Source organism: Niveispirillum irakense DSM 11586 (assembly GCF_000429645.1).
Lineage (GTDB): Bacteria > Pseudomonadota > Alphaproteobacteria > Azospirillales > Azospirillaceae > Niveispirillum > Niveispirillum irakense.
In genome coordinates, this window is record NZ_KE386933.1 from 144,940 (window position 1) to 157,216 (window position 12,277).

Here is a 12,277-nt window from a genome sequence, read left to right on the forward strand (position 1 = left end):
CAGGCGCGAGGACATGTAATGGGGAGCGGGACATAATGACTGCTATTGGATCGGCTGCGCTGCCAGGGGCGGGTGGCGCCCAACCTTTGGCCACCAAGCCACCCCGTCCCAGTGTGCTGACGGGCGAAGCGCTGGAGAAGGCACGGGCAGAGTCTGAAGCCTTCACCAAAGCCCATGCCCATCTGGGTGCCAACGACTATATCAAGGCCAGCCTGGAGCGTAGCCAAAGCAGAACTTCTGAAAAGCTCGCTTCCGGTGAGGCGACCGAAACCTTCAAGCTGCGCTTCGATGGAAATCTCTACACTTTGGCAGGGACTGCGCTGGATTTATCCTCCCTCGCCGTGACAAACGCGCCCCTTGCCACGCTTGCCGAAGCAGCGGCGCGGGGATTTGTGCCGGTGCCTTCCGTTCTTGCGGAAGAACCCGCTTCACAGACAGCAATGATCACATCGGCCACTGGCGAGGCGCCCTCCCTCTCCAACGGGGGATCAGCCCGGACCTTGTCGCGGGAGGATTGGCTTTTCAGTGTCCTGGCTGAAAGGCAGCGCCGCCCTGGATAATGAAACTCGTATCAGGGAATAAAGGCCGGTGGATGCCACCACCGGCCTTGTCCGTTGACTGACTGGTCAAGCCCGGACCCGGGACAGGAAGCCCCGGATCTGGTCGCCCAAGGCATCGGACCGTTTGCTGAGCCCGCCAGAGGCGTCATTCACCCGTCGGGAGGCGTCCTTGGTGGCGCCTGCCCCTTTCAGCACATGGTCCACGCGGGCCGCCACCTGCCGGGTGCTATCGCTGGTTTGCTGAACGCTGTGGACGATCTCGTGTGTCATCTGGGCCTGCTGTTTGACGGCACTGGCAATCTCCAGGCTGGCGCCGCGGATATTGCCGATCCGCTCGGTAATGGCGTTGAGTGCTGCCACGGCGTCCTGGGTGGCTGTCTGGATGTCCGCGACCTGCCCGCCGATCTCGCTGGTCGCGTCAGCCGTCTGGCGGGCCAGCGCCTTCACCTCTGCGGCCACCACGGCAAAACCTTTGCCAGCCTCTCCGGCGCGGGCGGCCTCAATGGTCGCATTCAAGGCCAGCAGGTTGGTCTGGCTGGCGATCTCGCTGATCAACTGTACGACCGTGCCAATCTTCTCGGCGGCACCGGCCAGACCCTTCACCATGGCATCGGTGCGCTCGGCTTCTTCCACCGCCTGCGCGGCGATGGCGGTGGAATGATCGACGCGGCTGCCGATTTCCCGGATGCTGCCTGAAAGCTGATCGGTGGCGTTGGAAACAACGGTGACCTGCTGTGTCGTCGTCTCAATGGCTTCGGCCATGCTCAGCACGGCCTCGCGGGTCGTGTCTGCCACCTGTTCCATCTCCTGCGCCGTATCCCGCAATTCCGCGACGGCGGACAGGGTCTGCTGCAGGGAGGTTGTGGCCTCTCTGTCGAACTGTGCGGACAAATCCTGCATCAGGGCTGCCCGCTGCTGGCTGGCTTTGGCTGTGGCTTCCTGTTCTGCCTGCAGGGTCCGTCGTTCCTCCTCGTTGCGGACGAGGATGGTCAAAGCTTCGGACAGGTGGCCAATCTCATCCCGGCGGCGGCCAAGGGCGGCATCAATGGTCAGCCCCCGCTCACCCGCAGTCAGGCGCCGGGTGATACCGGCAAGGTCCACCAGGGGGCGAGCAATGTTGCGGGAGATGAAGTAGTTCACGGCCAGGATGGCAATGATCAGCGCCAGGATGGCCCCACCCACCATGGCATAGGTCAACAGAAGGGAACGCTCCACGGCTTTGGCATGGGTATCAATGGTTAATGTTTGCGCCGCCTGGATTTTCGCAACCTGCTCCTCCAGTCCCAGTCCAGCCCGTTCCAATCCATTCATGAAGGCAAGGGTTGTGTTCACATCCCCATCAATGACGTCGATAAGGTCCATGCTGCGGGTGATGTATTTCTTGGCCGCCGCCGCCATGGGTTCGGCCAGTTCGGTCATATTGTTATTGGCGGTGACGGTCATCAGCTTCTGCACATCGGCTTCCAGCAGGGCCGTCAGTTCAACAACAACCTTCTTCCGTTCCCCCACCTTTTCGACGCTCAAGCCCGTGGCTGCCGTCGCCACCAATTGGTAGAGCGCCTTGCGCTGCTGCGGCATGTGGATCAGGAAATCATTCATCACCGCGCTGTCATGCATGGTTGGCCCCAATATGGTGCCAACCCGGCTGTCGATGCCCCGCACGGCAATGATCTGGACGATCCCCAGCCCAACCATCGCAACGGCCAGACAGATGAAATAGAGGGCGACTTTCCGGGCAATGGGCATGATTCACCTCACGCTGCCATGCGCGCTGGCGCGGCTTTGGGTGAAGAGGGGAGGGCGGGTGGCAAACGCGCTACCCGCCGGCGGCATCAGGGCCGCATCATTTCTTGTAGACGCCGGCGCAGATCGCGAGGTTGCTTTCCACCTGGCAGTACATTTCCTTCGGCTCCACCTTCTTGGTGGTCGGATTGGTGAACTTGTAATCCTGCCAGAAGCTTTTATTGGCCTTGGCCATGTCCACCCGCTCTTTGATATAGAGCTTGCCGTCAATATCCTCGGCGTCGATCAGGTCCTTGCCGATCAGCTTTTCGTTGGCACCATGGGCCAGGCATTTGCCGTTCAGGTCATAGACGACGACATAGAGATCGCGGTCGGTGAACGCCCCGCCCTTGGTGGAAAAATCCGTGAAGGCTTTTTCCGGTCCGGCGGCGGTCATGTGCTTTGCCGCCCGCTGGACCATGGCGATGGCCTCGTCGCGGGTGGCGTTGCCTTCGGCTGCCTTCACCGGCTGGAAGCTGGCCATGGCCATTCCAATGATCAATGCTGTCAACATATGGGCACGCATGTCGGGCACTCCCTTGCAATTGGTCTTCGGCGTTACCTGCAAGGTTGCACTGGAACAGCAATGCTGGAATCACACTTTAGAATATATGATCTTTTGGACCCCTGATCGGGTGATAATCATCCGCGATTAAAATGCACATGTTCAATATTCATACAAAATAATGCCCCCGCCCAAGGGTAGAACTCCATCGGGCGAGGGCATTACTGTGAATAAAAACGGGGTCGTTTACGCCCTGGGCATGCAGCTATCGAACAAGGTCTGCACCACCGGGCGGGTCAGGTCTTTCACGATGAAGACGATGCGCGTGCTGTGATCATCGGTCGGCCAGGCATCCAGTTGCACCGGTGGGTGGAACAGGTGCTGCACGCCATGAATGACGATGGGGCGCTCGGCCTCTTCCACATTCAGCAGGCCCTTCACGCGCAGGATATTGTCACCCTTCGCCTTGGCGACCGTTTCAAAGAAAGTGACCAGATTGTCCCAGGGCAGCGGCTTGTCCGCCTTGATGACGAAGCTGGTGATCTTGTCGTTATGGCGGTTCACATCATGGTGATGGTGGCCATGTTCGCCATGGTCATGGTCGCAATGGCCGTGATCATGGTCGCAGTGGGAATGATCATGATCGTGGTCATGTCCATGCCCGTGGGCATGATGACCGTGATCATGGTGCCCATGATCATGATGCTCGTGCCCGTGATCATGGTGGCAATGGCCATGGTCGTGATCGCAATGACCATGATCGTGGTCATGATGATGGTCGTGATCATGACCGCCATCATAGGCTTCGGCCTTCAGCCAGCGCTGTACATCCAGCGACTTGGTCTCCGGGTTGTACAGGCCGGCATCGAACAGGAGTACGGGCAGGGCATTGTCGGTCTGGGCATCCACATGCACGGCACCGGGGTTCAGGTCGTGCAGGCGGCGGCGCAGGGCATCCACGGTTGCCTTGTCGGCCAGATCGGTCTTGGTCAGCACCACGCGGTCGGCCACGGCGGCCTGCTTCAGGCTTTCCTCGTGATTGTCCAACTGGCCCATGCCGTGCACGCTGTCGATGGTCGTCACCACACCATCCAGGCGGAAGCGTGAGGCGATCAGCGGATCGGTCATCAGCGTGTGCAGGATGGGCGCGGGGTCGGCCAGACCGGTCGTCTCGATCACCACCCGGTCAAATTCCGGCACTTCGCCCTTGTTGCGGCGCAGATACAGGTCGCGCAGCGTGTCGGACAGGTCGGACCGGATGGTGCAGCACAGGCAGCCGCTATCCATCAGCACCGTATTTTCATCGGCCTTGGAGACCAGCAGATGGTCCAGCCCGACCTCACCGAATTCATTGATGATGACGGCGGTGCGGGCCATGGCCGGGTCGCGGATCAGGCGCGACAGCAGCGTGGTCTTGCCAGAGCCGAGGAAGCCGGTCAGGACCGAGATCGGCAGGCGGGGCGGCGGGGAGGGAGGGGTCGTCTGGGTCGACAAGGCACTGTTCCTGTCTGATTGGAAAGGCCCGCTATACCGGGCCGGATCATGGGGTGGATGTGATCGGATGGAACTGTTTCGTCAACCGGCGCGGCAGGCAGGGCAGATGCCCGTCACTTCCACCGTCTGGCGGGTGACGGTGAAGCCCTGGGCCGAGGCGGTTTCGTTGATGGCCTGGGCGATGCGGGGATCGACCAGTTCCGTGGCATCGCCGCATTTCTCGCAGACCAGGAACTGGCCGCTATGGGCGGTGCCGGGGGTGGGACAGCCGACAAAGGCGTTCTGGCTTTCGATCCGGTGAATCAGCCCCTGTTCCAGCAGGAAATCCAGCGCGCGATAAACCGTCAGCGGCGCCACCCGTTTGCCGTCCTTGGACAGATCCTCCAGGATGGCATAGGCGCCGCGCGGCTTGTGGCTGGACCAGACCAGTTCCAGCACGCGGGCGCGCTGGGCGGTCAATCGGGCCCCCCGGCTGGCGCACACATCCTCTGCCCGGGCCAGCGCATCCTTGACGCAGGCGCCATGGTCGTGGCGGTGGTGGTCCGCATGGGAATGCGGATGGGCATGGGAATGATGATCCATAATCGGGCAGACCCGTCGCGTGAAGCCGGTAGCGATAGGCTTAATCTAGGCGTCCCGCGTGGGAAATGCGAGGGCGGGATGCTGGACGGATGCCGGTGGCGCTCTAGCTCATGTTCCGTTGGCCGGGAAACAGTCCGGCTTTCAGGCAATAGAGGGAAGATATGCCGGCACCCGTCATCATCATCGGCGCCACCGGCGGCGTGGGGGCGGCCCTGGCGCGGACCCTGGCCGGCCGCGGCGTCAACCTGCATCTGATCGGCCGGGATGAAGCCCGCACCGCTGATCTGGCAGCGACCCTGGGTGCCAGCCATGCCAGTGCCGATGTGCGGGACGAGGCGGCGCTGGCCGCAGCCGTCGCGGCGGGGGATCGGGGCGAGGGGATTGCCGGGCTGGCTTACTGTGTCGGGTCCATCACCATCAAGCCGCTGAAGGCGCTGAAGAATGAGGATTTCCTGGCCGCGTATCAGTTGAATGTGCTGGGCGCCGTCACGGCCCTGCGCGCGGCGGAGAAAGGGTTGAAGGCGGCCAAGGGGGCCGTGGTGCTCTTCTCCACCGTTGCGGTGGAACAGGGTTTTGCCAACCATACCGCCATCGCTACGGCCAAGGGCGCGGTGGCGGCTTTGGGCCGGTCGCTGGCGGCGGAATGGGCGCCGCATGTGCGGGTGAATGTCATTGCCCCGTCGCTGACCCGCACGCCGCTGGCGGCCCCCCTGCTGGCATCGGAACAGATGGCCCAGGGTATCGCCGCCATGCACCCGATCCCCCGTCTGGGAGAGGCGGACGACCAGGCATCGGCAGCATCCTTCCTGCTGTCGCCCGACGCGGGCTGGATCACGGGGCAGGTGCTGGGGGTGGATGGCGGGCGCGGGGTCTTGCGCACCAAAGGATAAGCCGGAGGGACATGCCGATGATGATCGACCGCCGTTTCCTGCTGTTGGGCATGGCCTGCACCGGTCTTGCCGGTCGCGCCTTTGCCGCCCCCACCATTCCGGAGGGCGGGCAGATCGCCTTCAGCGTCTTCCGCCAGGGTGACAGCCCCATGGGCTATCACCGGCTGCGCTTTTCCCGCCAGGGCGATGACCTGATCATGGAGAAGGAAATCCATCTGGAGGTGAAGCTGGCCTTCATCACGGCCTATCGCTACCAGCATTTCAACCGGGAGGTCTGGCGCGATGGGCGGCTGATCGCCATCGACACCAGGACCAATGATGATGGCGACCGGTACGAGGTGACAGGGCGCGCCACCGATGCCGGGCTGGAGGTGGAAAGCAGCGCCAATGGCCGCTTCATCGCGCCGGCCACCATCATCCCCACCAGCTATTGGAACCATGACATCACCAGCGCCACGCAATTGCTGGACAGCCAGCGCGGCCTGATCATGGAGGTGGTGATGGAGGATCTGGGGCCGGACAGCCCGCCGGGCAGTACCCTCGCTGCCCGCCATCACCGCATCAATATCCAGACCAACAAGCCCGGCAATACCGACAGGATCGACCTTTGGTACGATGAAACCGGGGCCTGGGTGGGGCTGGCGTTTGAGGCGAAGGACCAGCAGATCCATTATGTGCTGGATGGTGCCGGCATCCCCACGCCGCTCCCCCTCGTGAAGGAGGAGGATAAGCAGGGCGGGAACCGGTCGTGAGTGCTGGCGGTACCTTGCGGCTGGTCCTGGGCGACCAGCTTTCCCACACCCTGCCCAGCCTGCGTGGGCTGGACCCGGCCTGTGACGTGGTGCTGATGGCCGAGGTGATGGGGGAGGCAACCTATGTGCCCCATCACCCGCAGAAAATCGCCTTCCTGTTCAGCGCCATGCGCCACTTCGCCGGGGAACTGCGCGCCCGTGGTGTGGTGGTGGATTATGTGGCGCTGGAGGATGAAGGCAATATCGGCAGCCTGGATGGGGAGTTGCGCCGCGCCATCGAAAAGCACCAGCCAGCGCAGGTGGAACTGACCTTTCCAGGTGAATGGCGGGTGTGGAAACAGATGCGGGACTGGCAGCGCACCCTGCCCATCCCGGTGGAGGTGCGGGAGGATGACCGGTTCTTCTGCTCCATTTCCCGGTTCCGCGCCCATGCAAAGGGCCGCCGCCAGATGCGGATGGAGTTCTTTTACCGGGAGATGCGGCGCGACCATGGCGTGCTGCTGACCCAGGCGGGGGAGCCGGAAGGCGGCCAGTGGAATTTCGATGCGGAAAACCGCAAGCGCCTGCCCAAGGGTCTGCTGCCGCCCCCGCCCTTCACGGTGGAACCGGATGCCATCACGACTGAGGTTCTGGCCCTGGTCGCCCGCCGCTTCGGCCAGCATTTCGGTAGCCTGGAGGGGTTTGGCTATGCCGTCACGGCGGCGGATGCCACCCGCGCGCTGGATCATTTCATCCGCCATGGTCTGGCGGATTTCGGCGATTATCAGGATGCCATGGCGATGGGGCAGGACACCTTGTTCCATTCCATCCTGTCGCCTTACCTGAATGCCGGCCTGCTGGACCCGCGCGCGGCGGTGGCGGCGGCAGAGAAAGCCTATCGCCAGGGCAAGGCCCCCTTGAACGCGGTGGAAGGTTTCATCCGCCAGATCTTGGGCTGGCGGGAATATGTGCGCGGCATTTACTGGCTGAACATGCCGGAATACGCCAACGGCAACGCGCTCTCCGCCCACCGGCCCCTGCCGGCATTCTATTGGACGGGGGAGACGGATTTGAACTGTCTGGCCCAGGTGATCGGCCAGACACGGCGCACGGCCTATGCCCACCATATCCAGCGCCTGATGGTGACGGGCAATTTCGCCCTGCTGCTGGGCGTGGAGCCGGCGCAGATCGAGGAATGGTATCTGGCCGTCTATCTGGATGCCTATGAATGGGTGGAATTGCCCAATGTGCATGGCATGGTGATGTTCGCCGATGGCGGCTACCTGGCCAGCAAGCCCTATGCGGCCAGCGGCAAATATATCCACCGCATGTCGGACTATTGCAGCCGCTGCCGCTATGATGTGAAACAGACAGAAGGGCCGGATGCCTGCCCCTTCAACTATCTCTACTGGAATTTCATTGCCGAGAATGCGGGAGCGTTGCGCGGCAATCCCCGCATGGCGATGATGTATAAGGGCCTGGATCGGATGAGTGCGGAGAAACGCGCCGCGGTGCAGCGGGATGCGGCGCGGTTTATGGCGGGGTTGGTGGCGGGTTATCCGGCGGGGTGATGCCTTTCATCCTTAGCATTTATTTGGGAATTTTCTTTTTTACTCCATATACATAACCGTCATTCCCGCGAAGGCGGGAATCCATCGACAGCGCGGATTTTGGATTCCCGCCTTCGCGGGAATGACGGATATGACACAACAGATGTCGGGAGAGGTTGAAGGGGGCCGGCATATCCACCCCTTGCCCCTTTCAACCACTGATTGGTATGCTGCCTCGGTTCAGCGCCTTTGGCTGAATTGAATGGTTTGGCCGGCGGTGGGCATGGGGCAGCAACTGGCGGCGCAGTTTGGCGCCATCTGGCAGGTTCTGGCGGCGGAATGGGGATGGATAACGGGTTTCGCCACCCTGCTGGGGTTGGTGGCCGATGCCCTGACCCTGCTGGCGCCTTTCGCCTTTTGGTTCCTGATCGTTGCGGTGCTGGTTGGCGGCGGCAGTTTCGTCCTGGCCCTGGTCCATCCGCCGCTTGCGGCGGATGTCTGGACAATCCAGGCCTATGCCCTGCCCACCGCGCTGGCGATGCTGGTGCTTCATCTTGCGCATGTGAAGGGGGACAAGGAACGCGGCCTGCTGGCGGCGTATTTTGCCGTCGTGCGCAACATGCAGGACATGCTGCGCCGCGTGGAGCAAGGCCAGCAAAAGATCGCGGATGCCCAGACTGCTGATTCGGCGAAGCTGGATCAAATCCTTGACATGCTGCGACAGCAGCAAGAGGGCACCCCCTCCCCCCTGACGCAACAGGCACAGGAAACGGCGGTTGACAGCGCCATCCAGGCGGCAGCGGCGGGTAATGACCGCATGGCAGCGGCGGTGAAACGCTTGCAGGCGGGCGATATCACCGGCGCCAGCGACCTGTTCCAGCAGGAGGCGACGGCGCAGGAGGCTGCGGCCCGCGACAGCAACCGGCAGGCCGCCCAGGCCTATCTCAACCTCGGTGCCATTGCCGGGGTGAAAGACCCGATGCGGGCCTTGGCCGCCTATCGCCGCGCGGCGGAACTGGACCCGGATAATGCCCGCGCGCAATTTCTGGCGGGCGATTTCGCCTTGGATACTGGCGACCCTGCCGCCGCCGCCCCCCGCCTGCGCCGCGTGCTGGCCCTTGCTGGGGCGAGTGCCTATGAACGCTATCGGGCCAATCTCCGCTTGGGCGATCTGGCCATGGACCAGGGGGATGGGCCGGCCGCCCGTTCCTTGCTGGATCAGGCCCGGGTGATTGTGGAAGCAACATTAAGGGACGAACCGGATAGCACAGACTGGCAGCGGGAAAAATCTGTGCTGAAAAATCGGTTCGGCGATCTGCTGTCGGCGCAGGGCGATCTGGCGGGGGCCTTGGCGGCTTATCGCCAGGGGTTGAATATCCGGGACAAACTTTCCGTTTCGCAGCAGTATAATATAGGTTGGCAGCGCGACCTTTCCGTCAGCCATAACAAGATCGGTGACACGCTGTCGGCGCAGGGCGATCTGGTGGGTGCGCTGGCCGCCTATCGCCAGGGTTTGTCGATCCGGGAGAATTTGTCCGGGGCGCAGCCGGATAATGCGGAAGCCCAGCGCGATCTTTCCGTCAGCCATGATAATATTGGTGATGCGTTGTCGATGCAGGGCGATCGGGCGGGTGCGCTGGCAGCCTATCGCAGGGGTTTGGTGATCCGTGAGAAACTGTCCGCCGCGCAGCCGGAACATGCGGCATGGCAGCGGGACCTTTTTGTTAGCCATCACAAGATCGGTGACACGCTGTCGGCGCAGGGCGATCTTCCGGGAGCGTTGGCCGCATATCGTCAGGGTTTGTTGATTGTGGAAAAGCTGTCCGTTACACAGGCGGATTATGCACCATGGCAGCGCGACATCCTCGTCAGTCATATCAAGGTTGGTTACACTCTGGTGACGCAGGATGATCTTCCGGGAGCGTTATCCGCATATCTCAAAGGGCTGTTTATTGCGGAGAAACTTTCCGCCGCACAACCGGATTACAAGGAATGGCGGCGCATCCTTTCGGTCAGCCATTCCAACATCGGTGATGTGCATTTGGCGCAGGGCAATCTACTTGATGCGTTGTCATCATATCAGCAGGGGCTGGCACTCCTAGAGAAACTTTCAGTTGGGCAACCGAATAATGCGGAATGGCAGCGTGACCTTTCTATCTCCTATGAGAAGATCGGTAACACGTTGTCTGCGCAGGGCGATCTGTCGGGCGCGCTGACAGCCTATCGTCAGCGGTTGGCGATCATGGAGAAACTGTCCGCCGCGCAGCCGGATCATGCGGCATGGCAGCGCGACCTTTCCATCAGCCATAACAAGATCGGTGACACGCTGTCGGCGCAGGGCGATCGGACGGGTGCGCTGGCAGCCTATCGCCAGGGGTTGGCGATCATGGAGAAACTGTCCGCCGCGCAGCCGGAAAACAAGGAATGGCAGCGCGATCTGGCCGTTAGTTGCGCGAAAATGGGCGCGGTGGCGGCGGCGCAGCGGGATGTGGAAGGGGCCAGGGGCTGGTTTCAGCGGGGATTGAGGATCATGAAGGGCTTGCTGGCAAAACAGCCGGACCATCCGCAATGGCAGAAGGATAAGGGCTATTTTGAAGGGGCGCTGCGGGCACTGGAGGGGTGAGGGTGGGGGCGGGGGGAGCTTGTTTTTCGGTGCCTTGCCCTTTCACCACCGTCATTCCCGCGAAGGCGGGAATCCATATGACAGCGTGGGGTTTGGATTCCCGCCTTCGCGGGAATGACGGTTAAGGGAGGCAATGAAACAAGTTGCCAAGGGGCGTCCAAAGTAACCTTGCCCCCCATCACCCTTCCCCCCGACCCCGCGCGCCCTACATCACTTCCTACCCCCACAACATGCGGAGCCAGCCGATGCACACCCCCACACCCGCCGATGGTTTTGCCTGGGTCACTGGTGCGTCCAGCGGGATCGGGGAGCATGTGGCACTGGCGTTGGCAGCGGAGGGGTGGACGGTGCTGGCGTCGGCGCGGCGGGCGGATGCGCTGGCGGCGGTGGCGGCCAAGGCCAAAGGGCCGGGGCGGATCATCCCCTGGCCGGTGGATGTTACCGATCTGGAAGCGGTGCGGGCCCGGATGGGGCAGGCGGTGGAAGCCCAGGGGCCGATGGCGCTGGCGATCCTGAATGCCGGCACCTACAAGCCTGATGGGGCCAAGGGGCTGGATGCGGAACGGTTTGGCCAGACGGTTGGGGTCAACCTGATGGGCACGGTCAATTGCCTGGATGCCCTGCTGCCCGGCATGATCGGGCGGGGCAAGGGGCATATTGTCATTGTGGCCTCGGTGGCAGGGTATCGCGGATTGCCGCGCTCCCTCTCCTATGGCGCGACCAAGGCGGCGCTGATCAATATGGCGGAAAGCCTGAAGATGGATGTGGAACGCTATGGGCTGAAAACCCAACTGGTGTGCCCCGGCTTCATCAAAACCCCGCTGACGGACAAGAATGACTTTCCCATGCCCTTCCTGATGCCGGTGGAGAAGGCGGCGGCGCGGATGGTGGCGGGGCTGAAAAGCAACAGGTTCCAGATCACCTTCCCACGCCGCTTCACCCTGCTGCTTCAGCTATTGCGCCGCTTTCCCGATGCGCTGTATTTCATGCTGGCGAAACGGACGGTGCGGTAAGGCATGCGCGATGGGCGGGGCCACCCCGTCCCTGGTTTCTTGGCGGGAAAGGTCGGGCAACGGCGGATGGACGGACGGGTTCCCCTGGAAGAGGCGCTGGCCGCCTATATGCGGTTCTATCAGGATCTGCGCCCGGAAACGGTGGCGCGCCTGGACAGGCTGGCCGTACCCGATGTGCATTTCAAAGACCCGTTCAACAATTTCCGCTCCCGCGACCGGATGAAGCATGTCTTCTCCCGCATGTTCGAACTGGTGGAGCAGCCGCGCTTCATCATCCGCGACCATGCGGTCAGTGGCCAGATTGCCTATCTGCGCTGGGGAATGTCCTTCCGCAACCGCGCCAGCCCCCGGCCCACGACGATTGAGGGCATGTCGGAAGTGCGGTTCGATCTGGCGGGGCAGGTGACCTCCCATATCGACCATTGGGACGCGGCAGAGCAGTTTTATGAGCGGCTGCCCGTGCTGGGCTGGGTGCTGCGCCAGATCAAGGCCCGCATGGCGGATTAGCACTTGCGGCGATAAGGTTCCTGCCGTAACCCGCTGGCGC

At 62.4% G+C, this 12,277-nt stretch carries 11 protein-coding genes; 7 read left to right on the forward strand and 4 right to left on the reverse strand.

Annotated features, from left to right (window positions below; translation table 11 throughout):
• The first annotated feature begins 35 nt into the window (after positions 1-35).
• Entirely contained in the window at positions 36-560 is a 525-nt protein-coding gene (locus G473_RS0114705) for a hypothetical protein (RefSeq protein WP_154667420.1), read from the forward strand.
• A 66-nt stretch (positions 561-626) separates the two neighbouring features.
• On the opposite strand, the gene G473_RS29385 is transcribed toward G473_RS0114705, so the two are convergent.
• The 4 genes from G473_RS29385 to G473_RS27090 form a co-directional block, all read right to left on the reverse strand.
• Positions 627-2,306, reverse strand: coding sequence for a methyl-accepting chemotaxis protein (locus G473_RS29385; RefSeq protein ID WP_051330311.1), 1,680 nt, complete (start codon positions 2,304-2,306; stop codon positions 627-629).
• A 97-nt stretch (positions 2,307-2,403) separates the two neighbouring features.
• Positions 2,404-2,868, reverse strand: coding sequence for a cache domain-containing protein (locus tag G473_RS0114715; protein ID WP_035707421.1), 465 nt, complete (start codon positions 2,866-2,868; stop codon positions 2,404-2,406).
• Between the two features lie 225 nt (positions 2,869-3,093).
• A complete protein-coding gene (locus tag G473_RS0114720) occupies positions 3,094-4,341 on the reverse strand; it encodes a CobW family GTP-binding protein (protein WP_035707424.1) in 1,248 nt (415 codons plus the stop codon).
• An 81-nt stretch (positions 4,342-4,422) separates the two neighbouring features.
• On the reverse strand, positions 4,423-4,923 hold the full coding sequence (locus G473_RS27090; RefSeq protein ID WP_051330312.1) for a Fur family transcriptional regulator: 501 nt from the start codon (positions 4,921-4,923) through the stop codon (positions 4,423-4,425).
• A 161-nt stretch (positions 4,924-5,084) separates the two neighbouring features.
• On the opposite strand from G473_RS27090, the gene G473_RS0114730 reads away from it, so the two are divergent.
• From G473_RS0114730 to G473_RS0114755, 6 genes are all read left to right on the forward strand, one after another.
• The gene (locus G473_RS0114730) at positions 5,085-5,813 is read left to right on the forward strand and encodes an SDR family NAD(P)-dependent oxidoreductase (RefSeq protein ID WP_029013726.1); all 729 of its coding nucleotides are present in this window, start codon (positions 5,085-5,087) and stop codon (positions 5,811-5,813) included.
• 17 nt (positions 5,814-5,830) lie between these two features.
• The gene (locus G473_RS0114735) at positions 5,831-6,565 is read left to right on the forward strand and encodes a DUF6134 family protein (protein ID WP_154667421.1); all 735 of its coding nucleotides are present in this window, start codon (positions 5,831-5,833) and stop codon (positions 6,563-6,565) included.
• Entirely contained in the window at positions 6,562-8,115 is a 1,554-nt protein-coding gene (locus tag G473_RS0114740; protein WP_029013728.1) for a cryptochrome/photolyase family protein, read from the forward strand. Before G473_RS0114735 ends, G473_RS0114740 begins: the two co-directional genes overlap by 4 nt.
• A gap of 241 nt (positions 8,116-8,356) precedes the next feature.
• Positions 8,357-10,717, forward strand: a complete 2,361-nt coding sequence (locus tag G473_RS29390; protein WP_029013729.1) for a tetratricopeptide repeat protein — start codon at positions 8,357-8,359, stop codon at positions 10,715-10,717.
• A gap of 245 nt (positions 10,718-10,962) precedes the next feature.
• A complete protein-coding gene (locus G473_RS0114750) occupies positions 10,963-11,730 on the forward strand; it encodes an SDR family NAD(P)-dependent oxidoreductase (protein ID WP_029013730.1) in 768 nt (255 codons plus the stop codon).
• Positions 11,731-11,796: 66 nt separating this feature from the next.
• Positions 11,797-12,237, forward strand: a complete 441-nt coding sequence (locus G473_RS0114755) for a nuclear transport factor 2 family protein (RefSeq protein WP_029013731.1) — start codon at positions 11,797-11,799, stop codon at positions 12,235-12,237.
• Positions 12,238-12,277 lie beyond the last annotated feature (40 nt).